This window comes from Streptomyces sp. NPDC021224, from assembly GCF_044332905.1.
Lineage (GTDB): Bacteria > Actinomycetota > Actinomycetes > Streptomycetales > Streptomycetaceae > Actinacidiphila.
Window position 1 is genome coordinate 587117 of sequence record NZ_JBIRPW010000002.1, and the last position, 25183, is coordinate 612299.

23 protein-coding genes are annotated in these 25183 nt (G+C 70.1%); 10 read left to right on the plus strand and 13 right to left on the minus strand.

Annotated features, from left to right (window positions below):
- Window positions 1-8: 8 nt before the first annotated feature.
- Window positions 9-1328 carry a hypothetical protein gene (locus ACH4PY_RS07825; RefSeq protein ID WP_398177107.1) on the minus strand — a complete coding sequence of 440 codons (1320 nt, stop codon included), beginning with the start codon at window positions 1326-1328 and terminating at the stop codon, window positions 9-11.
- 474 nt (window positions 1329-1802) lie between these two features.
- Between ACH4PY_RS07825 and ACH4PY_RS07830 the strand changes: the two genes are divergently transcribed.
- Both ACH4PY_RS07830 and ACH4PY_RS07835 read left to right on the plus strand, forming a co-directional pair.
- Window positions 1803-3329, plus strand: coding sequence for an MFS transporter (locus ACH4PY_RS07830; protein ID WP_398177109.1), 1527 nt, complete (start codon window positions 1803-1805; stop codon window positions 3327-3329).
- Window positions 3330-3407: 78 nt separating this feature from the next.
- Window positions 3408-4247: an ABC transporter ATP-binding protein gene (locus tag ACH4PY_RS07835; RefSeq protein ID WP_398177111.1), complete on the plus strand. Its 840-nt coding sequence runs from the start codon at window positions 3408-3410 to the stop codon at window positions 4245-4247.
- Window positions 4248-4275: 28 nt separating this feature from the next.
- On the opposite strand, the gene ACH4PY_RS07840 is transcribed toward ACH4PY_RS07835, so the two are convergent.
- A complete protein-coding gene (locus tag ACH4PY_RS07840; RefSeq protein ID WP_398177113.1) occupies window positions 4276-4752 on the minus strand; it encodes a MarR family winged helix-turn-helix transcriptional regulator in 477 nt (158 codons plus the stop codon).
- Window positions 4753-5003: 251 nt separating this feature from the next.
- Here ACH4PY_RS07840 and ACH4PY_RS07845 point away from each other — a divergent pair, with 251 nt between their 5' ends.
- Both ACH4PY_RS07845 and ACH4PY_RS07850 read left to right on the plus strand, forming a co-directional pair.
- Window positions 5004-5660 carry a TetR/AcrR family transcriptional regulator gene (locus ACH4PY_RS07845; RefSeq protein WP_398177115.1) on the plus strand — a complete coding sequence of 219 codons (657 nt, stop codon included), beginning with the start codon at window positions 5004-5006 and terminating at the stop codon, window positions 5658-5660.
- A 229-nt stretch (window positions 5661-5889) separates the two neighbouring features.
- Entirely contained in the window at window positions 5890-7398 is a 1509-nt protein-coding gene (locus ACH4PY_RS07850; RefSeq protein WP_398177117.1) for an MFS transporter, read from the plus strand.
- A gap of 178 nt (window positions 7399-7576) precedes the next feature.
- Here ACH4PY_RS07850 and ACH4PY_RS07855 read toward each other — a convergent pair whose 3' ends face one another.
- The 3 genes from ACH4PY_RS07855 to ACH4PY_RS07865 form a co-directional block, all read right to left on the minus strand.
- The gene (locus tag ACH4PY_RS07855) at window positions 7577-8236 is read right to left on the minus strand and encodes a hypothetical protein (protein WP_398177119.1); all 660 of its coding nucleotides are present in this window, start codon (window positions 8234-8236) and stop codon (window positions 7577-7579) included.
- Between the two features lie 17 nt (window positions 8237-8253).
- Window positions 8254-9039: a dioxygenase gene (locus ACH4PY_RS07860; protein ID WP_398177121.1), complete on the minus strand. Its 786-nt coding sequence runs from the start codon at window positions 9037-9039 to the stop codon at window positions 8254-8256.
- A gap of 120 nt (window positions 9040-9159) precedes the next feature.
- Window positions 9160-9678, minus strand: coding sequence for a GNAT family N-acetyltransferase (locus ACH4PY_RS07865; RefSeq protein WP_398177123.1), 519 nt, complete (start codon window positions 9676-9678; stop codon window positions 9160-9162).
- Between the two features lie 236 nt (window positions 9679-9914).
- On the opposite strand from ACH4PY_RS07865, the gene ACH4PY_RS07870 reads away from it, so the two are divergent.
- Window positions 9915-10910 (plus strand): RNA polymerase sigma factor RpoD/SigA, encoded by a 996-nt coding sequence (locus ACH4PY_RS07870; protein ID WP_398177125.1) that lies wholly within the window; start codon window positions 9915-9917, stop codon window positions 10908-10910.
- Between the two features lie 174 nt (window positions 10911-11084).
- Window positions 11085-11831: a VIT family protein gene (locus ACH4PY_RS07875; RefSeq protein ID WP_398177127.1), complete on the plus strand. Its 747-nt coding sequence runs from the start codon at window positions 11085-11087 to the stop codon at window positions 11829-11831.
- A 63-nt stretch (window positions 11832-11894) separates the two neighbouring features.
- On the opposite strand, the gene ACH4PY_RS07880 is transcribed toward ACH4PY_RS07875, so the two are convergent.
- Window positions 11895-13061, minus strand: a complete 1167-nt coding sequence (locus tag ACH4PY_RS07880; RefSeq protein ID WP_398177129.1) for a PLP-dependent cysteine synthase family protein — start codon at window positions 13059-13061, stop codon at window positions 11895-11897.
- A 113-nt stretch (window positions 13062-13174) separates the two neighbouring features.
- On the opposite strand from ACH4PY_RS07880, the gene ACH4PY_RS07885 reads away from it, so the two are divergent.
- A complete protein-coding gene (locus tag ACH4PY_RS07885) occupies window positions 13175-13429 on the plus strand; it encodes a hypothetical protein (protein WP_398177132.1) in 255 nt (84 codons plus the stop codon).
- A gap of 19 nt (window positions 13430-13448) precedes the next feature.
- On the opposite strand, the gene ACH4PY_RS07890 is transcribed toward ACH4PY_RS07885, so the two are convergent.
- The 6 genes from ACH4PY_RS07890 to ACH4PY_RS07915 all read right to left on the minus strand — a co-directional run bounded on the left by ACH4PY_RS07890 (window position 13449) and on the right by ACH4PY_RS07915 (window position 19256).
- A complete protein-coding gene (locus ACH4PY_RS07890; protein ID WP_398177135.1) occupies window positions 13449-13940 on the minus strand; it encodes an MscL family protein in 492 nt (163 codons plus the stop codon).
- Between the two features lie 102 nt (window positions 13941-14042).
- On the minus strand, window positions 14043-14339 hold the full coding sequence (locus ACH4PY_RS07895) for a hypothetical protein (RefSeq protein ID WP_398177137.1): 297 nt from the start codon (window positions 14337-14339) through the stop codon (window positions 14043-14045).
- Window positions 14340-14882: 543 nt separating this feature from the next.
- On the minus strand, window positions 14883-15740 hold the full coding sequence (locus tag ACH4PY_RS07900) for an S-methyl-5'-thioadenosine phosphorylase (RefSeq protein WP_398177140.1): 858 nt from the start codon (window positions 15738-15740) through the stop codon (window positions 14883-14885).
- A 94-nt stretch (window positions 15741-15834) separates the two neighbouring features.
- Window positions 15835-16152, minus strand: a complete 318-nt coding sequence (locus ACH4PY_RS07905) for an FmdB family zinc ribbon protein (RefSeq protein WP_398177142.1) — start codon at window positions 16150-16152, stop codon at window positions 15835-15837.
- 66 nt (window positions 16153-16218) lie between these two features.
- Entirely contained in the window at window positions 16219-17394 is a 1176-nt protein-coding gene (locus ACH4PY_RS07910; protein ID WP_398177145.1) for an MFS transporter, read from the minus strand.
- Between the two features lie 320 nt (window positions 17395-17714).
- Window positions 17715-19256 (minus strand): potassium/proton antiporter, encoded by a 1542-nt coding sequence (locus ACH4PY_RS07915; protein ID WP_398177623.1) that lies wholly within the window; start codon window positions 19254-19256, stop codon window positions 17715-17717.
- A 143-nt stretch (window positions 19257-19399) separates the two neighbouring features.
- Between ACH4PY_RS07915 and ACH4PY_RS07920 the strand changes: the two genes are divergently transcribed.
- Window positions 19400-22129 carry a penicillin acylase family protein gene (locus ACH4PY_RS07920; protein WP_398177147.1) on the plus strand — a complete coding sequence of 910 codons (2730 nt, stop codon included), beginning with the start codon at window positions 19400-19402 and terminating at the stop codon, window positions 22127-22129.
- A gap of 71 nt (window positions 22130-22200) precedes the next feature.
- Here ACH4PY_RS07920 and ACH4PY_RS07925 read toward each other — a convergent pair whose 3' ends face one another.
- Window positions 22201-22803 (minus strand): 5-formyltetrahydrofolate cyclo-ligase, encoded by a 603-nt coding sequence (locus tag ACH4PY_RS07925; protein WP_398177625.1) that lies wholly within the window; start codon window positions 22801-22803, stop codon window positions 22201-22203.
- An 81-nt stretch (window positions 22804-22884) separates the two neighbouring features.
- Between ACH4PY_RS07925 and galU the strand changes: the two genes are divergently transcribed.
- Entirely contained in the window at window positions 22885-23793 is a 909-nt protein-coding gene (galU, locus tag ACH4PY_RS07930) for a UTP--glucose-1-phosphate uridylyltransferase GalU (RefSeq protein WP_398177628.1), read from the plus strand.
- Entirely contained in the window at window positions 23790-25121 is a 1332-nt protein-coding gene (gene glp, locus ACH4PY_RS07935) for a gephyrin-like molybdotransferase Glp (protein WP_398177150.1), read from the plus strand. The genes galU and glp overlap by 4 nt, the downstream gene beginning before the upstream one ends.
- The last annotated feature ends 62 nt before the right edge of the window (window positions 25122-25183 follow it).

Sequence of the window (25183 nt, forward strand, 5' to 3'; positions counted from 1 at the left end):
GTACGCGGCTACGCCGAACCCACCCCTGCCGCCCCGCCGCTCCCCGCGTCGCCCCCGGCTCCCTCGTCGAGGAACTCGACGACCGCCAGCACACCCACCGCGACCAGCGCGATCCAGAAGACGACCAGACCCGTCGGATAGGACCACAGCAGCACCGACAGCCCGGCCCCCGCGACGACCGCCCACCGCAGCGCGTGCCGGTAGCGGTGCACCCACGGCCCCACGGGCCCGGTCGTCGACGGTCCCACCGCCTGCCGTACCGCGCCGATGCCGGTCTCCCACGCGCTCCTGACCCGCGTCGCCCACCGCCCCGCGCCGCTCAGCCACGCCCCGACGGCCACCAGCACCCCCAGGACGATCACCATACGTACGGTCATCCGCAGGAACCGGGTGATCTGGTCGTACACCGCACCGGCCGCCGCCTGGTCGGTGTCGGCGGGCAGATGATCCAGATAGACGATCCGGAAGACCGGCAGCGCGATGCCCAGCACCGCCAGGCCCGCGGCCACCCCCAGCGCGGCCGCGACCAGGGCGCGCCGCCGGTGCGCGGCCAGCAGCACGCCCGCGGCCGCCAGCACGACGGTGACCACCGGGAGCCAGTTCCCCGCGACCTCCAGCAGCCGGAAGCCCGTCTGCGCCCGCTGCACGTCCTCGGACTCCACCAGCGTGTAGTCCGTCCGCACCTCCGGAATCACCGACGCGACGCCCAGCCCCCGGTCCAGCAACCGCTGCTTCACCTGCGCCACCACCGGTTCCAGGTCCAGCACCACCGCGTCCCCCTGCACCCGCACCGGCGTGTCGCTGCTCCCGGTCAGCGCACCGGTGAAGGCCGCGTGCGCCTGCCGGTTCAGCTGCTCCCAGATCTGGGCGAAGGCATCGCTCGCCACGAAGTTCGCGACCGTCTGCCGGACGAAGTCCCGGATCCCGCTCGTGATGGGCCCCCGCAGACCGCCGAGCGCCTGCTCCAGGCGCGGGCGGTCGCTCGGGGCCGCCTTCGACAGCAGCGACCGGAGGTCGATCTTCGCCATGGCCGCGTCCGTGACCCGGTCGGTCACCGCGGCCTGGACGTCGGGCTGCCGGGCGAGCGGCGCGACGGTCGCCACGTATCGATTGGTGTCGGCCATCTCGTCGGCGACCCACACCGCCACGGCGGCGAGCGGGGCGAGCACCGCCGCCAGCGTGATCAGCAGCGCCGACAAGGTGGTGCGCCACCACGGCCGCCCGGGCGCACGCCTGCGCAGCGCCGCCAGCTCGGCGCGCTCGTCGGCGCCGAGCGGGCCGCCGCCCGGGGCGGGGACCCCACCGGGTCCGTCCGCGCTCGTCGCCATGTGCGCACTCCCTCGCCGGCCCCAGGGAGGCCTGCCACTCCCGGCCCGCCGGTCCCTTCCCGCCAGCCAACGGCCCCGCCGCCCCGCCCGCGCGCGCAACTGCTGCGAACGGGTGGCGGAGCCGTTCATGCGCACTCACCCGTCCAGGTGACCGCACGCCCGCACCCGCCGTCGCCGGTGGACCGATCGGGTCACGCCGAACGGGTGAGTGCGCGTTACCCGCCCCGCCCCGGCGGTTAGTCATCGTCGTGCAGCTGCCGCAACCCCATTGGCGTGGCCGTCATCACCACCAGGGACGGTCGTCCGATGGCGGTCGCGGTGGATTCCCGGGCCCACCCGCCCGGGACCGCCGCCCACGCCGCCCGCACGAAGGTCCCGGGGGAGTCCCGCCTCCCCCGCATGGCGGGGTCGCTGAGCTGCACCTAGCGTGGAAATTCCGGGGGGACGCGCGCTGGCGCAAAGGAGACCCACGCCATGGCACGAAGCTCCTCCGAGACGTCGGCGGCCAACGGCCGGCACGGCGCCCCCGGATCACCGAGCGGGCAGGGCGTCCCCGACGAACAGTCCTCCCGCCGCTGGTGGGTGCTCGTCGTCATCGGCATCGCCCAGCTGATGGTCATCCTGGACGCCACCATCGTGACCATCGCGCTGCCGTCGGCGCAGAAGGACCTCGGCTTCAGCGACGGCGACCGCCAGTGGGTCGTCACCGCGTACGCCCTCGCCTTCGGCTCCCTGCTGCTGTTCGGCGGCCGTCTCGCCGACCTCATCGGGCGCAAGCGGATCTTCCTGATCGGCCTGGTCGGTTTCGCCGCCGCGTCGGCGATGGGCGGCGCGGCGGGGAGCTTCGAGATCCTCGTGGTGGCCCGCGCCCTCCAGGGCGCCTTCGCCGCCGTGCTCGCCCCCGCCGCCCTGTCGCTGCTCACGACGACGTTCACCGACGCCAGGGAGCGCGCCAAGGCCTTCGGCATCTACGGCGCCATCGCGGGCGCGGGAGCCGCCGTCGGGCTGCTCCTCGGCGGCCTGCTCACCGAGTACCTGGACTGGCGCTGGTGCCTGTACGTCAACCTGATCTTCGCCGTCATCGCCTTCATCGGCGGCGCACGTCTGCTGGCCCCCGGCACCCTGCCCGACCGCCCGTCCCTCGACATCCCGGGGACGCTCCTGGTCTCCAGCGGCCTGTTCGGCATCGTGTACGGCTTCTCCAACGCCGAACGGCACTCCTGGAGTGCCGGCAGCACCTGGGGCTTCCTGCTGGCCGGTGCGGTCCTTCTGGCGGCCTTCGTGTGGTGGCAGCGGCGCGCGGTGCATCCGCTGCTGCCGATGCGCGTCGTCGGCGACCGCGACCGAGGCGCGTCCTTCGTCGCGATGTTCCTGTCCGGCGCGGGGATGTTCGGCGTGTTCCTCTTCCTGACGTACTACATGCAGCGCACGCTGCTGTACTCGCCGGTGCGGACGGGCGTGGCCTTCCTGCCGATGGTCGCGGTCCTGGTGATCGCCTCGGTGACCACGACCAACGTGCTGGTGCCGAAACTGGGCGCCAAGCCCATCGTGCCGACCGGCATGCTGCTGGCCGGCGGCGCCATGGCGTGGATGACGGCGCTGGACGCCAACAGCACCTATGCCGCACACGTCATGCCGCCGCTGCTCCTGCTGGGACTGGGCCTCGGGCTGATCTTCGCCACCGCGATGAACCTCGCGACCGCCGGTGTCCAGGCGCACGACGCGGGCGTCGCCTCGGCCATGGTCAACACCAGCCAGCAGGTAGGCGGCTCGGTCGGTACCTCGCTGCTCAACACCCTGGCCACGAGCGCCGCCACCAGCTACCTCTCCGGCCGTCGCCCGAGCCCGGCCGCGGTCGCCCAGGCACAGCTGCACAGCTACACCGTCGCCTACTGGTGGTCGGCGGGCTTCTTCGCCTTCGGCTTCATCATCACCTTCCTGCTGTTCCGGCCGGGGCCGCCGCGTATCGCCGAGGAGAGCCCGTCCCCGGCAGCGGCCTGACCTGCGGCGGTGCCCGCGGGGTATCCACATCGCGGAAACCCGCCCCGTAAAGCTGGCGCATACAGCTACCGTTTCTCCATGACAGCCAATGCCACAGGCAAGGCGACAGGCCCCGCGCCGGACGCGGTCGCTGTGCTCGACGCGGTCAGCGTGCGCCGCTACACCACCGGTCAGGTCATCCTCGACGACATCAACTGGACCGTGCGCGCGGGCCAGCACTGGGCGCTGCTCGGCGCGAACGGCGCGGGCAAGACCACGATCCTCCGGCTGATCGGGGCGCTCATGCACCCGACCACCGGGACGGTCGACGTCCTCGGCCACCGCCTGGGCCGCGTGGACATGCGCGAACTGCGCGCCCTCATCGGCCTGGTCTCCTCGGCGCAGAAGGTGCCGCTCGACCTGCCCGCGCACGCGGTCGTGCTGACCGGCCACACCGGCACCGTGCAGCCGCTGTGGCGCAAGTACGACGACGAGGTGCGCGAGCGCGCGGGTGCGCTCCTGGCCGAACTGGAGATCAAAGAACTCGCCGAGCGCCCCTACGGTGTCTGCTCAGGCGGCCAGCGCGCCCGCGTCCTGGTGGCGCGGGCCCTGATGGCCGACCCGTCGCTGCTGCTGCTGGACGAGCCGTTCAACGCCCTCGACCTGCCGTCCCGTGAGGACCTGATCGACGCCCTGCACCGGCTCGCCGTCACCAGGCCGACGCTGACCACGATCACCGTCACCCATCACCTGGAAGAGCTGTCACCGGCCATCGATAATGTCCTGCTGCTGAAGGAGGGCCGCGTACTGACGTCGGGCCCCGCCGAACAGGTGCTCACCGGCGAGCAGATGACGCGCTGCTTCGGGCGGCCCATCGAGGTCAGCCGCCACGGAGGCCGCTGGCTCGCCCGTTCGGGCCGCGTCACACCGCTCACGTAACGGGCACGGGGCCCCGCGGACGGCGCCGTCAGCGGAGCCAGGGCACGTCCGCGCCGTCGCTGCCGTGCAGCCCCTCGGCGATGACCCGCGAGATCTCCCCGAGCTGCCGGCTCTGCTCGGGGGTGAGCCGGTCGAACACGGCGCCGCGCACGGCGGCCACATGACCGGGCGCGGTGCGCACCAGCTCCGCCCAGCCGGCGTCCGTCAGCACGCACACCTGGCCGCGCCGGTCGGTGGGGCAGTCCTCCCGGCGCACCCAGCCATGGCCCTCCAGCCGGGCGACGGCGTGCGACAGCCGGGACCGGGTGATCTTCGCCCGTTCCGCCAGCTCGGTCATCCGCATGCTGCGCCCGGGAGCCTCCGACAGGGTGCTGAGCAGGGCGTAGTACATGTGCGGGATACCGGCGTCGCGCTGCAGCTGACGGTCGAGATGGTCGTCCAGGAGCGTCGTGGCCTGCAGGAAAGCCCGCCAGGTCGCCTGCTGCTCCTCTGTCAGCCATGTCATGAGGCCATGGTAGTCGGTCATTGAAAATTCAATGAAATGCTTCGCGGCGCGGCTCCGCGCCGATCTCACGCGGCATCGTCTCGATCATCGATTAGCGCTGTGGTGCAGGTCACGCCGCGTGTGCGAAATATCCGGGGACCGGATCCCCGTTTGACCTGCTGGCCAGTAAACGGAAGTGGCCTCTCCGCCGCCGGGGCGCCCCGGCGGCCCGTACGACCAGCGCAGTCCCGCGAGACCGGAAGGAGCCGCCCGTGCCGCTCGACACGGACGCCGCCACCCGGCCCCGCCCCGTACGGCTGCGCGCAGACGCAACCCGCAACCGCGAACGCATCGTCGCCGCGGCTCGCGAAGCGATAGTCGAACTCGGCCCGGACGTCGCGCTCGACGAGGTGGCCCGCCGGGCGGGCGTGGGCAATGCCACGCTGTACCGGCACTTCACCGACCGCGCCGATCTGGTCCGCCAGGTCACGCTGTCAGTGGTGGCCCGTACAGTGAAACGCGCCGAGGACGCGCTGGCCGAAGAGCCGGATGCGTTCGCCGCGCTGCGCCGTTTCGTCCTCGAAGCAGCGCAGGAGCGGATCGGCGCACTGTGTCCTCTGCTCACCGATGTCTTCGACCGCCAGGACCCCGCGGTCGTCAGCCAGGTCGAACAGATGGAGCGGTCGATCGGCGCCATCCTGGACCGCGCCCAGAGCGCGGGCCTGCTGCGCACCGACATCGCCGTCGGTGACGTGATGGTCGCCGTGACGCAGCTCACCCGGCCGCTGCCGGGCGTCTGCTGCGCGGGCTTCGACCGCTTCGTCCACCGCCACCTGCAGCTGTTCCTCGACGGCCTGCGCGCCCCTGCGTGCTCGGTCCTGGCGGGGAATGCCGCGACCCTGGAGGAATTGCAAGCCGGCATGTCGTAAATCGTTCGCAACACCCGTCAACCGGGCCATAGTGTGGCCGGGTTCGCCGTGCGACCCGCTCGCGCAGCCCGAGCCGCCGTCCGCTCACCTCCCGCGCACGGTGCCGCGCCAGGCACCAGCAGACCCGCAGGATCCCTGACCCCGATCCTCCGCGCGCCTCCGGCCCGGCGTCGCCACTGACACACGTCCCCACGTTCTGTCACTCCGCACCAAGTAATGAGACCAAGCCATGCCTGAAACACCCCAGCCGGATCCGAGGCGCTGGACAGCGCTCATATTCATCGCCATAGCCCAGCTGATGGTCGTCCTGGACTCGACCGTCGTGAACATCGCGCTCCCGTCCGCCCAGCAGGACCTCGGGATCTCCGACGGCAACAAGCAGTGGGTCATCACCGCGTACACCCTGGCCTTCGGCGGCCTGCTGCTCTTCGGCGGCCGGGTGTCCGACCTGTGGGGACGCAAGAACACCTTCATCGTCGGCCTGCTCGGATTCGCCGTCGCCTCGGCAATAGGCGGAGCTGCGGTCAACACGGCGATGCTGCTGGGCGCGCGCACCCTCCAGGGCGTCTTCGGGGCGCTCCTCGCCCCGGCCGCGCTCTCGCTGCTCGCGGTCACGTTCACCGACGCCAAGGAACGCGCGAAGGCCTTCGGCATCTACGGCGCCATCGCGGGCGCCGGAGCCGCGGTCGGACTCATCCTCGGCGGCGTCCTCACCCAGTACCTCAACTGGCGCTGGGCGCTGTTCGTGAACATCCTCTTCGCTGTCGCCGCCGTCATCGGCGCCGTCCTGGTCATCCGCGAGCCCGCACAGGGCCGCAACCGCAACCGGGTCGACATCCCCGGCGTGATCCTCGCCAGCGCGGGCCTCGTCGCCCTCGTGTACGGCTTCAGCCGCGCCGAGAGCGACGGCTGGACGTCCGGGGTGACCCTGGGCCTGTTCGTTGGCTCCGTGGTCCTCCTGGGGGCCTTCGCACTCGTCGAGAGCCGCGTCTCGGCGCCGCTGCTGCCGCTGCGCGTGGTGACCGAGCGCAACCGCGGCGGCGTGTACTTGTCGCTGGGCCTCGCCGTCATCGGCATGTTCGGCCTGTTCCTCTTCCTGACCTACTACCTGCAGCAGGTCATGCACTACTCCGCCCTGAAGTCGGGCTTCGCGTTCCTGCCCATGGTCGGCGGCATGGTCGTCGGCTCCACGCAGATCGGCACGCGGCTCATGCTGCGCGTCCGCCCGCGTCTGCTGATGGCGCCGGGCTTCCTGGTTGCTGCCCTCGGCATGCTCGTCCTGGCGCAGATCAAGGTCGACTCCTCCTACGCGGAGGTGCTGCTGCCGGGCCTGGTCCTCATGGGCCTCGGCATGGGTACCGCGTTCATGCCCGCCATGAGCCTGGCCACGCACGGGGTGCGGCCGGAGGACGCCGGTGTGGCGTCCGCCATGGTCAACACCTCGCAGCAGGTGGGCGGCTCCATCGGCACCGCGCTGCTGAACACCCTGGCCACCAGCGCCACCGCGACGTGGGTGTCCTCGCACATCACGTCGAAGGCGGACCTGAAGAACCAGCTGTTCGTCAACCAGTCCGCGGTGCACGGCTACTCCGTCGCCATCTACTGGGCGACGGGCATCCTGGCGCTGTCCGCGCTGCTGGCCTTCGTGCTGATCGACGCCGGTGTCCAGGGCGGCCACGAGCAGATCGACGGCGAGAAGTCGCCGGAGGACGTCGCCATCCCGGTCATCGCGCACTGACCCGGCGCCGGGCGGCACCTATCGCCCGGCGGCCGTGACGCCGACAGGCCCCCGTCGTTCCGTTCGACCGGAACGGCGGGGGCCTGCTCTTCGTCATCGCATCGACAATCGATGGTCGCGACGAGGAACACGTGCCGGTTCGGCGTACGCGCTTGGCGACGGCACCGGTGACCGCGTCCTACAGGCCCTCCGGCCACACGTACTCCGACGGCACCTGAACCTTCTCGGCAGGGGAGCCGTAGACCACGGCGATCTCGTCGTGGGCGCCCAGCTTGAGCGAGGCGGGATCACCCGTCTGCTCGGTGCCGTTGACGTACACGTGCAGTTCCTTGCCGTCACCGGCCTTGAACGTGCCGAGGGTGTCCTTGCCGAAGGGCACGTTCCACTCGGTCATGAACTGGCCGAGGGTGAACTCCGCCTTCACCGGTGACTCGATGTGCACGACTCCCGACGTGTCGTGCGTGTGCAGCGGGCTGATCTGCTGCTTGACGAGGTCGATGCCGATGTCGGCCGGTACGGTCACCGCCTTGCCGTCGATGAACACGTCGAGGTGGCTGTGAATGTGCAGCACCTGGCCCTCAGCCCCCAGCATGGGCAGCCCCGCCGCTTTCACGCGGGCAGTGGCGTCGGCCGGCGCGGGCCAGCTGACGGACGACGCGGGGGCCTTTCCGTCGGCGCCGGACGTGCCGCTCGCACCACTGGTGCCCGCCACGGTCGTCGTGCTCCCGGAGGTGCCGGACGGTGCCTTCGCGTCGCCCTTGTCGTCGGAGCCGCAGGCGGCCAGGACGACCGTGCCGGCCAGAACGGCCACGCCGATCGCTATGCGTCGTTTCTGCATGGGAAAGGTCCTTCTGGTCAGCCGAACTGGACGGAGCGTTTCGCCAGCCCCATCCAGAATCCGTCGATGATGCTGCGCTGGCTGCCGAGTTCGGACTCGGCGGCGCCGAGCGTAACGAACAGCGGGGCGAAGTGCTCGGTCCGCGGGTGCGCCAGGCGCCCGGCGGGCGAGGTGCGCTCGAAGTCCAGCAGTGCGTCGACGTCCTGCGCCTCCAGCGCCCGGTGGCCCCAGTCGTCGAACTCCGCCGACCATGTGGGCGGCTGCGGCCCGGCATGGCGCAGTGCGGCGAGATTGTGCGTGAAGAAGCCGCTGCCGACGATGAGCACGCCCTCGTCGCGCAGTGGCGCGAGGCGCCGGCCGATCTCCAGCAGGCCCTGCGGGTCCAGCGTCGGCATGGACACCTGCAGGACGGGGATGTCGGCGCCCGGGAACATCTCCACCAGCGGCACATAGGCGCCGTGATCCAGGCCGCGGTCGGGCACGTCCTGCACGGGACTGCCGGCCCGGCGCAGCAGCTTGCGCACGTCCTCGGCCAGCTCGGGTGCGCCGGGCGCGGGATAGGTGACCTGGTAGTAGTGCTCGGGAAAGCCCCAGAAGTCGTAAACGAGCGGCACGGTCGTCGTCGCACCGATCGCCAGCGGGGCATCCTCCCAGTGCGCGGAGATGACGAGGACGGCCCTGGGGCGCGGCAGCTCGGCTGCCCAGGCGGCGAGCTGTCCGGGCCACAGCGGGTCGTCCGCGAGCGGCGGGGCGCCGTGCGAGAGGTAGAGCGCGGGCATGCGCTCGGGGGCTGCTGCGGTCATGGCACACCCTCCTTGAAAGTTCAAGCGTATGGAACGACGGTAATCCTGTCTGCTTGAAGTTTCAAACACCTCAGTGTCGCCGCGCTGATCTCCCTCGCCGACCGATGTCTGCCCCCGCGGTCAGTGCAGCCGCTTCTCCAGCCACGCCACGTCGTGGTAGGCGCCGAACTTCCGTCCGACTTCCTGGAAGACCCCCACCCGCTGGAAGCCGAAACGCTCGTGGATGCGTATCGATGCTTGATTCGGCAGCGCCACGCCTGCGTACGCGCGGTGCACGTCCTCGTCCGCAAGCGCCTCGAACAACGCCGCGTAGAGCAGCGAGCCGATGCCGCGCCCGCCGGCACCGGGTGCGAGGTAGATGCTCGTCTCCACCGACGTCGCGTAGGCCGCCTTCGGGCGGTACGGGCTGCTCGTCGCGTAACCGACGACCTGCCCGCCTTCCGCGGGCTGGGCAACCAAGAGGCGGTGGGGGCCGTCTTCCGGGTGGGAGAGCAACCAGGGGCGGCGGTCGTCGGGGGTGATGGGGTCGATGTCGAAAGTGACCGGCGTCTCGCGGACGTAGTGGTTGTAGATGTCCGTGAGTGCCGCGAGGTCGGCCTCCGTACCGGCTCTGACCTGGACGTCCGTGCGTTCCGGCATGGTGTGACCTCCCGGTGTGGCGGACAGGGTACTGCATGATCATAAAAAACAGGTGACGACATGGGAATTGTGTCCGGATTCCAGTCGTTATCCCGATCGGATGGGGCAAGCGCACAGCAAGGCCGAAGAACCTACGGCAGCCGCACACCCGGCTTCGCCGTCGGTTCCACGGCGTCGGCTGCGGCCGCACGCCCGGTCCGACCGAGACCGACCGCACCTTCGTAAAGGGAGCACGCATGGCAACCCGTGCCGTCGCCCGTCGTCACGCAGGCGGGACCAGCAGCGTTCGCGCCGCGGGCGGGGAAGTGGCCGACCGCGACCTCGTCGGCATGTACCTGGACGAGATCGCGCGCACGCCGCTCCTCGACGCCGCCCGTGAGGTCGAGCTGTCCCGGGACATCGAAGCAGGAGTCTACGCCGAACGCATCCTCGCCTCCGACCCGGATCTGCCGGCCAACGCCGGCGGCGAGGTCGCGCGCGAGGAGCTGGAGGCCCTGGTGGCCGCAGGAGAGCGGGCCAAGGACATCTTCATCCGCTCCAACCTCCGCCTCGTCGTCGCCGTGGCCCGCCGCTATCCGCGCAGCGGACTGCCCCTGCTCGACCTGATCCAGGAGGGGAACGCCGGCTTGGTGCGCGCCGTCGAGAAGTTCGACTACGCCAAGGGCTTCAAGTTCTCCACGTATGCGACCTGGTGGATCCGGCAGGCCATCACCCGTTCCATCGCCGATCAGTCGCGCACGATCCGGCTGCCCGTCCACCTCGTGGAGGAGCTCGGACGGATCCGCCGCGTCCAGCGCGAGTTCAACCGCGAGCACGGCCGCGACGCCGAGCCCGCCGAGATCGCCGCCGAGCTGTCCTCCACCCCGGAGCGCGTCGCCGACGTCCTGGACTGGGCCCGCGATCCGGTGTCGCTGAACATGTCGGTGGACGCCGAGGGCGAGACCGAGTTCGGCGACCTGGTCGAGGACGGCGCCGCACCTTCGCCGGAGGATTCCGTGCTGGTGATGCTGCGCCGCGAGGAACTCGACAGCCTCATCGACCGCCTCGACGACCGCACCGCGTCCATCATCCGCGCCCGCTACGGCATCGTGGACGGCCGCGAGCGCACCCTCACCGAGGTCGGCAAGGAACACGGCCTCACCCGCGAGCGCATCCGGCAGATCGAGAAGCACGCCCTGGCCGACCTCAAGCGCATGGCCCGCGCCACCGGCCTGGACTACGAGGCGGCCTGACAATCCCGCCGGTCCGCCCGACGTGACGGACCGGCCCACAGACCCGGACCCCGGTGCCACCCCCCCCGCGCCGGGGTTCGGCCATCCCCTGGTGGCTCGCGCCGAGCGCGCCGGCCCCCACAGGTGGGGTGCCGCTGTGCCTGCCCCAGGGGCGGGGGTGAGAACCTTCGTGCCATGAGCGATCACAGCGGTGACAGCCCACAGCCCGATCACCTGGGGCCGCACCCCGGCGAGCCCCACCACGAGGGGCTCAGCACCCGGCTGAACTGGCTGCGGGCCGCCGTCCTCGGCGCCAACGACGGCATCGTCTCCACCGCCGGGCTGGTCGTCGGTGTCGCCGGGGCGACCGACTCCCGGTCGGCCCTCCTGACGGCGGGCCTCGCCGGCCTGATGGCGGGCTCGCTGTCCATGGCGGCCGGCGAATACGTGTCCGTGAGCACCCAGCGCGACTCCGAACAGGCCGCACTCGCCCTGGAGCGGGAAGAGCTCGCCGCCACCCCGCAAGCCGAACTGGACGAACTCACCGGGCTGCTGGAGGACCGCGGCATCTCCCACGACCTCGCCCGGGAAGTCGCCGAACAGCTCACCGCCCGCGACGCCCTCGGCGCTCACGCCCGCGTCGAACTCGGCATCGACCCCGACGAACTCGCCAACCCCTGGCACGCCGCCTGGGCCAGCTTCATCTCCTTCACCGTCGGCTCGCTGCTGCCACTGCTGTCCATCGTCCTGCCGCCGCAGGACTGGCGGCTGGCAGTCACGGTGGTCGCCGTGCTCGTCGCCCTGGTCTGCTGCGGCTGGATCAGCGCATGGCTGGGCAGCGCCCCGGCACGTCCCGCGGTGATCCGGAACGCAGCAGGCGGCGCCGTGGCCATGGCGGTGACCTACGCGGTGGGTGCCCTGCTCGGCGCAGCAGGCGTATGACGGCCGGGCCCTGTCCGTACGGCGCGGAAGACCCCGTGACCGGACCCCGTGTGCGGCCGCGGGTCAGGCCCCGGTCGGCGGGTGCACCGGGTCCAGGGACCCGCCGGACAGGAAATGCTCGATGCGCTCCACATACGGTGCGATGTCGATTCCCTGCGAGGCAAGCCAGGCATCCGCGTAGTACTTCTCCAGATAGCGCTCGCCGGGATCGCAGAGCAGCCCGACTACGCTGCCGTGCTCGCCGCGCGCCCGCATCTGCCCGATGATTCGGAAAGCCGCCCACAGCCCCGTGCCGGTGGACGCACCCGCCCTGCGGCCGAGCAGCCGCTCAAGGACGCGTACGCTCGCGACCGACGCCGCGTCCGGGACCCGCATCATCCGGTCGACGGCCCCGGGGATGAAGCTGGGCTCCACCCTCTGCCGTCCGATCCCCTCGATGCGCGAGCCGGTGTCGGTCGTCGCCGCCGGATTGTGGTCGCGCCATCCGGGGAAGAACGCCGAGTTCTCCGGATCCGCCACGCAGATGCCGGTGGTCGCCTGGGCATAGCGGACATAGCGCGCGAGCGTGGCGGACGTCCCGCCCGTCCCCGCCGTGGCCACGATCCAGGCCGGCACCGGATGGCGTTCCGCCGCCAGCTGCCGGAAGATCGACTCGGCGATGTTGTTGTTGCCCCGCCAGTCCGTCGCCCGCTCCGCGTACGTGAACTGGTCCATGTAGTGGCCGCCGGTCTCCCGGGCCAGCCGGGCCGCTGCTCCGTACACCTCGCCCGGGTCGTCCACCAGGTGGCAGCGGCCCCCGTGGAACTCGATCAGATCGATTTTCGAGCGCACCGTCCCTCGGGCCATCACGGCCACAAAGGGGACACCGATCAGTCGGGCGAAGTAGGCCTCCGAGACCGCCGTCGAACCGCTGGACGCCTCGATCACCGGTCGCCCCGGGCGGATCCAGCCGTTGCACAGCGCGTACAGGAACAGCGAGCGGGCCAGCCGGTGCTTCAGCGACCCGGTCGGATGCGTCGACTCGTCCTTCAGATAGAGGTCGATCCCCCAGTCGGCCGGTAGCGGCACTGACAGCAAATGGGTATCTGCGGACCGGTTGGCGTCCGCCTGGACCTTCCCCACGGCCTCGCTCAACCAGCGGCGGTACGCGAGGTCGCTTCGGTCGACATCCTTCTCCTCCGCCGGAACGGCGGCGCGGTCTGCCTGCGGTCTCGGTTGTGGTGCGTGCATGCGCCCAGGTATATCCGTCCGACGGCATCAAACCGACACTTGGGGTATCTCCCTCCACTCGCTTGGGTGGCGGCACCGGTCGGCCGCCGTCGCCGGCGCCGTACCCTGGAGGAATGAGCGCAGCGGCAGACCCCGAGCACAGCACCGTGTCCGACGGGGCGGGCACGTCCGCGGCCGAGGTGTCAGCAGCCGGGAGCGGCGGCGTTTCTCCCCGCCCGGCGGACGCTCCTGCCGGGCTGGTCTTCGACGATCCGTTCGACCGGCCCTCCACCGACGACACCGACCGGGGCTGGGGTGAGTTGCCGACGGGCTCGGCCGACGACGACTTCGCCCGCTTCCTCAGCCAGAAGCCCCCGCACCACCTCTGAAGCGGTCCGACGTCCGGAATCAGCCGGCGCCGCCGGAACGGGGCGCCACCAGCGCGTCCCGGATGTCCCGCAGCAGGGTGATCTCGTCCGTCTCCGCTTGTGCCTCGTCCTTGGCCGCCGTCGGCTCGGGGGTCTGCGGAGGCTCCTGCTTCGCCGCCCGCCGTGCCAGGTACCGGGCCATCGGAAGGACCATCAGGAAGTACACGACCGCGGCCGTGATCAGGAACGTGAGCGTCGCGCTCAGCACCGAGCCCCACAGGATGTGGATCCCGCTGACCGTCTCGCCCTTGCTGTCCACCACGCAGGGGCCTTTGAGACAGGACGAGTACCCACCGAGGTCCTTCGTACCGAAGGCACCTACGAGCGGGTTGATGATCCCGTTGACGACGGAGTTCACGATGCTGCTGAACGCCGCGCCCACGACGACCGCGACCGCGAGGTCGATCACGTTCCCCCGGGTGATGAACTCCTTGAAGCCTGCCAGCAGGCTCGGCTGCTCTGCTTGGCTCATCGATGTGCCCCTTCCCTGACGCCGGTCTGACGGAATGAAAGATTCCGCCATCGAAGGCAATCCGGGGCCGCCCTGTCCAATCGCCTTTCACGAAAGGGTGATTCAGCACAGTGTCACCGCCAGCGGGGTCGACGCGGCTGCTCCAGACAGGGCGGCGGCGACGCCGCGCGGGACGGAGAGTACGACAAGCGCACCGCCCGGCCCGCCTGTGCTCGCGGTGGCGGGAGGGGCCTCGCCTTCAGGGGTGTCCGAGAGCGCCGTGTTTCCGGAGGAACCTTCGGCCTGGTCCGGAATCGCGATGACAGTGACGCCCGACGCCACCACCCGCGCTGCCGCCAGCACGTCCACCCGGTCGCCGGGCCGCAGCAAGCGCACCGCGTCGGCGTCCGCGATCCGCACCGGCGCCCTCACCCGCGGCTCCGCAGTGGCGCGCCCGGATGCGCCCGTGGTCGGCCCCGGCCGGTGATGCTGTACGACCGTGTGCCGTCCGCGAGATGGAGGTGGGTCGTAGACGGCCGACACGGCAAGGACGGCCACCGCCACCGCCATCCCCACGAGGAGGGGTCGCCGCCTCAACCGTGGAACGCCGGGCAGCAGGCGTCGCACGCCGCCGCGGCCCGCGCGGATCGGAGGGAATTCCGGTACGGCGCGGCGCGGCGGGATGTGCGGGGCGGGGACGCTCGAACCCCGGGCCCTGTCCGCCCCGGACGTCTTGCCGACGGGCAAGGGGGACTGAGGGAACGGGACAGGCGGGGCGGCGGGGAGGCCCGACAACGGAGCCGACAAGGAAGTACGCACTGGGATCACCACCGGATACGGAAGGGTCGGCGACCGGGCATTCGGTCGCCGCCCTCACGATCGCGTACTCGCGCGCCCCCGCGATCGAAGCCTGTGGATAACTTCCCGCCCTGTGGAAAACCCCGCGCTCCGCGGTGGCCGTACCTACGGCAGCGGGATCCCGGGGTCCTGACCGCCGAGCGCGTCCACGCACAGGCAGGTCCGCTCGGAGTTCGCGGGCAGCGCGGCGATGACGTCGAAGAGAACGTCGCGCATCCGTCCGACATTGGCCGCGAAGACTTCGAGGACCTCTTCGTGCGAGACGCCGTCGCCGGTGTCCGCTCCCGCGTCGAGGTCCGTCACTAGGTTCAGGGAGGTGTAGCACAGGCCCAGCTCCCGGGCGAGCACGGCCTCAGGGTGCCCGGTCATGCCGACGACCGACCATCCCTGGGCGGCGTGCCAGAGGGATTCCGCCCGGGTGGAGAAACGCGGTCCTTCCACCACGACGAGCGTTCCGCCGTCCACGGCTTCCCAGCCGCTCGACCGGGCGGTGTCCACCGCGGCCTGCCGCCCGACGGGGCAGTACGGATCCGCGAAGGTCACATGGACGACGTTCGGCACCAGGCCGTCCCCCCGCGGCTCCCCGTCGAAGTAGGACTGAGAGCGCGACTTCGTGCGGTCGACGAGCTGGTCGGGTACGAGGAGGGTCCCGGGGCCGTAGTCGGCGCGCAGCCCTCCCACCGCGCAGGGGCCGAGCACCTGGCGCACGCCCGTCGCGCGCAGAGCCCACAGATTCGCCCGATAATTGATCTTGTGCGGGGGGAGGTGGTGCGACCGGCCGTGCCGCGGCAGGAACGCCACGCGCCGCCCCGCCACGTCACCGACGAACAGCGAGTCGCTGGCCGCCCCGTAGGGAGTGTCGACGGTGACCTCGGTCACATCGTCGAGGAAGGAGTAGAAGCCGGATCCGCCGATCACGCCGATCTCGGCCTGTACGTGTGTCGCACCGCCGTTCTGCACCATGACCGTCACCCTAAGCGGGGCGCAGGTATGCGACGAACCCCCGCCGTGTCGACGACGGAGGTCCGGGAGCGGAAGGCGCTTGTCCGCCGAGCGGTCAGGCCGCGGACGAGGAGCTGCTCGAAGACGAGGAAGACCTGGACGACGCCGTGGACGACGACGAACCGGAGGACGAGCTACCGCTCGCCTTGCTGTCCGAGCCGCTGCTCTTGGCGGCAGGGGTGCTGCTGGACGAAGACCCGCGGCTGTCGGTCCGGTAGAAGCCGGATCCCTTGAAGACCACGCCCACCGCAGAGAACACCTTGCGCAGCCGACCGCCGCAGTTGGGGCATTCGGTCAGTGCGTCGTCGCTGAACTTCTGCACCGCCTCGAGGCCCTCGCCGCACTCGGTGCACTGGTACTGATACGTCGGCACTAGCTCCTCCTGGCACTCTCACTCATTGAGTGCTAACGACGCTCAATAGTGCAGCATTTCCGTGGCTCAGTCCACCGTGACCGCCGGACGGTGACCGATCACACCCGCGGCGGGGGCGGCCGAGGACTGCGGTACGAGGTGCCTGCGCAGCGCGGTGATCGTCGCGAATGCGGCAGCAGTGCCGGTCAGCGGCACACAGAAGGCCGCGTGGGCTCCGACGCCGTCCGCGAGCAGCCCCGCCGCGGTGACCGCAGCGGCCTGGCCGAGTGCGACCGCGCCCGTCAGCCAGGTGAACGCCTCGGTCCGCGCGGCCGCGGGCACCAGAGCCTCGACCAGGGTGTAGCCGGTGATGAGGGCTGGTGCGATGCACAGCCCCACCAGGAGCACCAGTCCGCTCATCAGGGACAGGCTCTGTGCGGCCCACAGCGGAACGCACGCGAGGGTCAGCGCGCCGTACGCCGTCAGCAGCCGCCGACGCGGGCTGCGGCGCCAGGACAGGGCGCCGTAGGCCACGCCCGCCAGCATGTTGCCCGCGGCGAAGGTGCCGTAGACGACACCGTTGAGCCCAGGGTGGCCGGCGTCCTGGGTGACCGCGGTGACCGACACCTGCATACCGCCGAATACGGCACCTATGCCGGCGAACGCGGCGACGAGCGCCCGCACGCCCGGCACCGACAGAGCCGACGCGCGGTGAGGGCCGTCCTCCGCCGTCCCCCGGTGCGGGGTCGGAGCCGTCCTGCGCTGCGCCGCGAACAGCCATCCCCCCGCAAGGGTGAGCACCGCCTCGGTGATGAGCCCTGCTGCAGGATGGATTCCCGTGCACAGCGCCGTGGCCAGGATCGGTCCGATGACAAAAGTGAATTCGTCGGTCACCGACTCGAACGCGGCCGCCGTCTGCAGGAGCGGCGAGGTGCCGCCCGCCCGGTCGCTGAGTGTCACAGCCCACCGCGACCGAACCATGGGACCGATCTGCGGCACCGTCGCGCCCGCAGGCACCGCTGCCACGAGCAGTACCCACACCGGGGCGTGCGACAGGGCGAGGATCACGAGGGCGCACACCGACAGTGCGTGCAGGGTCACGCCGGGTACGAGAACGGCTCGCTGGCCGTGCCGGTCGGCGAGACGGCCGGCCCTCGGCGCGCAGAGCGCCATGGCGGCGCCGGTCACCGCCGCGGCGGCGCCCGCTTTGCCGTAGGAGCCCGTCGTGTGCTGCACGAGCAGCACCAGGCTGATCGTGAGCATCGCGAAGGGCTGCCTCGCTGCGAAACCAGGGAGGACGAAGGCGCGCGCTCCGGGGGAGCCGAGCAACTGCCGATAACCCGGCTTGCGGGTGGCCTCCTGCGTCTGTGTCGGTGACGGGGACGTGGGCACCGTGGATGCCACTGGCTGGTCATTTCTGCCGCCTGGTAGCGCGTGCACGGTCAGAGACCGTGACCATCGCCGAGAGCCGTCCGCTCAGCGCGGGTGACCGCGCCGGCCCTGCATCAGACAGAGGTCGTACTGGACAAATACCGCACCATAATACGTAATCATCTGCTGACGGCTCCACGATCGCCAGCGCCTCAGCTCTGGCGGGCCTTTCCGCGTTCCTCCAGCCAGCCGGCGAGCTTGCCGCCGCGCCCCACGGCCCGCAGGCGCTCCTCGGCCGCGTCCCGTACGGGGTCGGTCGTGACGACGAGCAGTTCGTCGCCGCGCCGCAGGCTGGTCGACGGCAGGGGTACGAAGCTGGCGCCGTCACGGACGACGAGCGTCACGGCGGCACCTGTCGGCAGCCGAAGTTCGTTGACCTCGACTCCGTGCATCCGTGAGCCCTCGGGAATGGCGACGGAGAGCAGGTGTCCGCGCAGCCGCTCCAGCGGTGCCGACTCGATGCCCAGGTCCGCAGGGCCGCTGCTCTCGCCGAGGCGCAGGCGTCGCGCCAGCCACGGAAGCGTCGGCCCCTGGACGAGGGTGTAGAAGATCACCAGTACGAAGACGATATTGAAGATCTTCCGGCTTTCGGACACTCCGGCGACCATGGGAATCGTGGCCAGGACGATGGGCACGGCGCCGCGCAGCCCGGCCCACGACATCAGCGCCTGCTCGCGCCAGGGGACCCGGAACGGCAGCAGACTGATCACGACCTCCGCAGGGCGGGCGAGCAGGGTCAGGAACAAGCCGATGATCAGTGCGGGAACGATGTCGTCGCCCAGTTCGTGCGGGGTCACCAGCAATCCGAGGAGTACGAACAGGCCGATCTGCGCGATCCAGCCGAGCCCCTCGGCGAATCCGCGCGTCGCGGGCCGGTGGGGCAGCTTCGCATTGCCGAGGATGAGCGCCGCGGTGTAGACCGCGAGGAAGCCCGAGCCGTGCGCCATGGCGCCGGCGGCGTAAGCGGCGACCGCGATGGCCATGACGGCGATCGGGTAGAGGCCCGAGGCGGGCAGGGCGACGTGCTTGAGCCCGTAGGCGCCGATCCAGCCGACCGCGATCCCGATCGCGCCACCGATGAGCAGTTCCAGAAGTGTCTCGCCCAGCAGGTGGTACCAGGAATCGATGTGCCCGTTCGCGGAGAAGGCGATCACCATGATCACCACGGGGGCGTCGTTGAACCCCGACTCGGCTTCGAGCACGCCGGTTATGCGTTTGGGCAGCGGGACGTTGCGCAGGACGGAGAAGACCGCCGCGGCATCCGTGGACGACACCACGGCACCGATGATCAGCGACTGGCGCCAGTCGAGACCTACCGCGTAGTGAGCCGCGGCCGCCGTGATGACCACACTCACAACAACGCCGACAGTCGATAGCACTGCGGCGATCGGCATGACCGGCTTGATCTCGTGCCACTTCGTGCCGAGTCCGCCCTCGGCGAGGATCACCACAAGTGCCGCGTATCCGAGCACCTGGGTCAGTTCGACGTTGTCGAAGGTGAAGCCGAAAGGACCGTCCTGCCCTATGGCGACGCCGATGCCGAGGTAGATGAGCAGAGTGGGAAGGCCGCTGCGGGACGCCAGGCGGACGGCTACGACGGCGACGAGCAGTACGGCCGCGCCGACCAGCAGGATCTCGTTGAGGTGGTGGACAGTCAGGGCACCGGTCCTTTCAACTTTGTTGTCTAGGCTAATATTTTACCCTCTCTTGACGTTGTATGGTCCACATCACGGCAGGTCCGACTCCGCGTCCCTGCCGCACAAGGCATGCGCCTATGGTTGCCCTTGCACAAGGAGCACCTTGATCATCTGATCCGCACTGCCCTCGAAGGACAGCGATGCCCGCACGGAAGAAGTCCCGCCGCGTACGCTTCATCGTGATCGCGCTCGTGCTGCTGCTGATGGCAGGCGTCGGCTTCGCGTCGTACTGGAGTGTGAGCACGGTGCGGGCCTCGTTCCCGCAGACAACCGGTTCGCTCAAGCTCGCGGGGCTGTCCGCGCCCGTCGACGTTGAGCGCGACGCGTACGGCATCCCGCAGATCTACGCCGACACCCCCGAGGACCTCTTCCGGGCGCAGGGGTACGTGCAGGCGCAGGATCGCTTCTACGAGATGGACGTGCGGCGGCACCTCACCTCCGGGCGGCTGTCCGAGATGTTCGGCAAGGGGCAGGTCGAGACGGACGCGTTCCTGCGTACGCTCGACTGGCACGGCGTCGCGCAGAAGGAATACGACACCCAGCTCGACGCCGCCACCAAGTCGTACCTGAGTGCTTACAGCGACGGTGTCAACGCCTACCTGAAGGACCACAGTGGGGCGGCGCTGTCCGTGGAGTACGCGGCGCTGAAGTTCAGCAACGACTACAAGCCGGAGCGGTGGACCCCGGTGGACTCGGTGGCCTGGCTCAAGGCAATGGCGTGGGATCTCCGCGGCAACATGCAAGATGAGATCGACCGCGCGCTCATGACGAGCCGGCTCAGCCAGGCGCAGATCAAGCAGCTTTATCCTGCGTACCCGTACGACCGCAATCGACCGATCGTCGACGGTGGGTCCGTCGATTCCGCGACAAAGGTGTACACCCCGGCTGGGGGGTCGTCAGGCCCCCAGTCGCTGAACAACAGCGTCGACAGCCAGCTCGCGGGCATCTCGCAGATAATCGATCAGATGCCCGCGCTGCTCGGTCCGAACGGCAGTGGCATCGGGTCCAACTCGTGGGTCGTCTCCGGCGCCCTCACGACGACGGGCAAGCCGATGCTGGCGAACGACCCGCACCTGGCGCCGCAGCTGCCGTCGCTCTGGTACCAGATGGGGCTGCACTGCCGCACGGTGAGCAGTGCCTGTCCGTACGACGTGGCGGGGTACACGTTCTCCGGCATGCCCGGCGTGATAATCGGACACAACCAGGACATCGCGTGGGGGATGACCAACCTGGGTGCAGACGTCACGGACCTCTACCTGGAGAAGGTGACCGCGACCACCTACCTGCGGGACGGCAAGCAGGTGCCGTTCACCATGCGGCACGAGGAGATCAAGGTCGCCGGTGGCAAGAGCCGCGAGATCACGGTGCGGGAGACGACGAACGGGCCGCTCATCTCCGACCGCAGTGACGAGATCCGCGAGGTTGGGCAGACGGCGCCTGTCGACAATCCGCCGGGCGGCGTGAACTCCGGGTACGCGGTCGCCCTCAACTGGACGGCGCTCAAGCCCTCGAAAACGATGGACGCAGTCTTTGAACTCGACCGTGCGACCGACTTCGAGCAGTTCCGCGACGCGGCCAAGGACTTCGCTGTGCCGTCGCAGAACCTGATCTACGCGGACAGCAAGGGCGCTCATGGTCACATCGGCTATCAGGCGCCCGGCCAGGTGCCGATCCGCGCCGACGGCGACGACGGCACCTACCCCGTGCCCGGCTGGGATTCCCGCTACGACTGGAAGGGAACCATCCCGTTCCAGGCGATGCCGTACGAGTACGACCCCGAGCGCGGGTACATTGTGACGGCGAACCAAGCGGTTATCGATCAGAGCAAGTACCCGTACCTGCTCACCCAGGACTGGGGATACGGCACGCGCAGCCAGCGCATCAACGACCTCATCGCCTCCAAGGTCAAGGACGGCGGAAAGGTCTCCATGGACGATATGCAGTCCATGCAGAGCGACAACAGCAGCGAGATCGCCAAGAAGCTGGTGCCGATCCTCCTCAAGATCGACATAACGGATGACAAGAACAGTTATGTGCGCAATGCGCAGAAACTGCTCGAAGGATGGGACTACAACCAGGACGCCGACTCCGCCGCGGCCGCGTACTTCAACGCGGTGTGGCGCAATGTCCTCAAGCTCGCCTTCGGCAACAAGCTGCCGAAGGAACTGCGCCCCGAGGGACAGTGCCTGAGGGTTCCCCCTGTCGGTGAGACCGGGCCGGTCGACAACCTCGACGGCAAGGGCATTCCCACGGTCCAGGAATGCGGTGAACGCGACCCCTCCGAGGCTCAGCCGGACGGTAGTGACCGCTGGTCCGAAGTGGTCCTCAGCATCCTCGACGACCCGACGAATGCCTGGTGGACCACGTCCACCACCGCCTTCTACGGCATCGACACCGACAAGGCGCACCACAGCACCCGCGATCAGCTCCTCGCGCAGGCCATGAAGGACGCCCGCTACGAACTCACCGCGAAGCTGGGCAAGGACATAGACACCTGGAGCTGGGGCCGGCTGCACAAGCTGGAGCTGAAGAACCAGACTCTCGGCACCGACGGCCCCGGTGTGATCAAGTGGCTGCTCAACCGCGGCCCCTGGCAGCTCAGTGGCGGCGAGGCGGCGGTCGATGCAACCGGGTGGAACGCGGCCGGCGGCTACGACGTCATCTGGGTGCCGTCGATGCGGATGATCGTCAACCTCCAGGACCTCGACAAGTCTCGGTGGATCAACCTGACGGGCGCCTCCGGACACGCCTACAACCCGCACTACACCGACCAGACCGACAAATGGGCGGCCAACGAGCTCCTGCCGTGGTATTTCTCCGACGAAGCGGTGAAGAAGGCGGCCAAGGCCACCATGGCGCTCACCCCCTGACGCCCGGCAAATTGCCGCGACGATGACGCGTCCGGCCGCGCGCGATGTCCCCGCCCCGGGCGGTGGGGACGTCAGGTGCGAAAGCGGTGGACACCCGCGGGAGTGAGAGCGGCGTCCACGGCGCCGTCGTGCGGTTCGGCCGGGACCGTGTCGAGGACCTCGTGCGCGTAGAGCACCACCACGAGCGCGGGCCGGGTACCGGACCGTCCGACACGGCTCAGCGCGCGGTCGTAGGAGCCTCCGCCCCGGCCGAGGCGGACCCCGCGGGAGTCCACCGCCAGCCCCGGCAGCAGGACCGCCTGGACGGCCGTGACGGCGTCCGGGCCCAGTCGTGGGCCGGTCGGCTCGAAGAGACCCCGCGCAGTGCGCTCCAGGGCGTCCTGTCCGCCGTACTCGGCCCAGTCCAGGTCGTTGTCGGGCAGCAGGACGGGCAACAGCACGCGCACCCCTGCAGCGTGGAGGGCTCCGAGGAGGGGGCCGGTGCCTGGCTCGGAGCCCATGGAGACGTAAGCGGCCACGGCTTTGCTGTGAACGCACTCAGGCAGCCCGCGTAGCGTCGCCGCGAGGGCGTGGGCCGCGACCTCGCGCTCCTGCGCCGGTATCCCGCGCCGTGTGCGCAGGAGCCGTGCCCGAAGCTGTGCCTTGTCGGCCCTTACCGCCCTCACCACATCCATGTTCTCCACAACCGCTGTATATCAGCCGCTATGAACCGTTTCTTCATCTTCTGCACATTCACGAACGCTATGGTGCACGGCATGACTCACTCACGCGCCCGGATCGGCAAAGCCGTCATTCCCGCGGCGGGCCTCGGTACACGCTTCCTTCCGGCGACCAAGGCGACGCCCAAGGAGATGCTCCCGGTGGTGGACAAACCGGCCATCCAGTACGTGGTCGAGGAAGCCGTCGCGGCGGATCTGTCCGATGTGCTGATGATCACCGGTCGCAACAAGCGTCCTCTGGAGGACCACTTCGACCGGAACTACGAGCTGGAGGAAGCCCTCACCCGCAAGGGTGACGACGGCCGCCTCGCGCGGGTGCGCGAATCCAGCGATCTGGCCACCATGCACTACGTGCGGCAGGGGGACCCGAAGGGCCTCGGGCACGCCGTACTGTGCGCGGAACCGCACGTCGGGGACCAGCCGTTCGCCGTCCTGCTCGGCGACGACCTGATCGATCCGCGAGACCCGCTGCTCTCCCGAATGATCGACGTGCAGGAGCGGTTCGGCGGGAGCGTGATCGCACTCATGGAGGTGGCGCCCGAACAGATCCACCTCTACGGTGCCGCCGCCATAGAGCCGACGGACGAGGACGACGTCGTGCGTGTGACGGATCTCGTGGAGAAACCCGATGCCGGCCAGGCGCCGTCCAACTTCGCGATCATCGGCCGCTACGTCCTGGACCCCGCGGTCTTCGACGCCGTCAGGAAGACCGAACCCGGCCGCAACGGTGAGATCCAGCTGACCGATGCGCTGCGTGAGCTCTCCCATCGGGACGACGACGGCGGGCCTGTACACGGAGTCGTGTTCACCGGTCGCCGCTACGACACCGGTGACAGAGGCGATTATCTGCGGGCGATTGTCCGACTGGCATGCGAACGTGAAGACCTGGGACCCGAGTTCCGCAGCTGGCTGCGTACGTACGTCACCGAGGAGATGCAAGAGTGAATCAGGGCGCCGAGCGCGTATGGTCCGTCACCGAGCACCTGGACAGCATCCTGGGGCAGTTGGCCCCGCTGGAGCCCATCGAGCTGCAACTGCTCGACGCCCAGGGGTGCGTCCTGGTCGAGGACGTCACTGTGCCCGTGGCGCTGCCGCCCTTCGACAACAGTTCCATGGACGGCTACGCGGTCCGCGTCGCCGATACCCGGTCCGCGTCGTCCGAACACCCCGCGGTCCTCGAGGTCGTCGGTGACATCGCCGCCGGAGGGGGCGAGCCGCCCTCGGTCGGACCGGGGCAGGCCGCCCGCATCATGACCGGTGCACCGCTCCCGCCAGGTGCCGAGGCGGTCGTCCCGGTCGAGTGGACGGACGGCGGCACGGGGGGCGGACCGGCCACCACCATGACCGCGCACAGTGTCGACCCGGAGCGGGCCGGCGGCGAGGTACGGGTGCACCGGGGACCGTCCCGGGGGCAGTTCATCCGTACCCGTGGCAGTGACGTGGGGGCGGGGGAGCTGGCGCTCGCCGCGGGTACCGTCCTCGGACCGCCGCAGATCGCTCTGCTGGCCGCTGTCGGCCGCGCCAGTGTCACAGTCCGGCCGCGGCCGCGCGTTGTCGTGGTGTCCACCGGCAGCGAACTGGTCCAGCCCGGAGACACGCTCGGCCCGGGCCGTATCCACGACTCCAACAGTTTCGCTCTCACCGCAGCGGCCAGGGCAGCGGGCGCCATCGCCTATCGAGTCGGTGCGGTCGTCGACGAGGTCGAGACGCTGCGCGCCACCATCGAGGACCAGCTCGTCCGCGCCGACATCATAGTCACCACGGGTGGGGTCAGCGTCGGCGCGTACGACGTCGTGAAGGAGGCGCTGTCCTCGCTCGGCGGCGCGATGTACGGCGCCGACGACCAGCCTGGTGGGGACAACGGGCACGTGGAGTTCCGCAAGCTCGCCATGCAGCCGGGCAAGCCGCAGGGTTTCGGACGGATCGGGCCCGCGCGTACCCCGCTGCTCGCCCTGCCCGGCAACCCGGTCAGCGCATACGTGTCCTTCGAGCTGTTCGTGCGCCCCGCCATCCGCACGCTGATGGGCGTCGGGCCAGTGCATCGCGACGTCGTACGGGCTGCGTGCGTAACGGCTATCGATAGCTCACCGGAGGGGCGTCGGCAGTTCCTGAGGGGCCGTTACGACCACGCCTCGCGCAGCGTCACCCCGGTCGGGGGCGCGGGGTCGCACCTGGTCGCAGCGCTTGCGAACGCCGACGCGCTGATCGTCGTCCCCGAGGAGGTCACGTCGCTGGAGGCCGGCGCCGACGTCGATGTCATCGTGCTGGACTAGCGACCGGGGTCGGTGCGCCCAGGGCCCCCGGGCGGAGGAGGACGGCTGCCGGTACGGTGTCT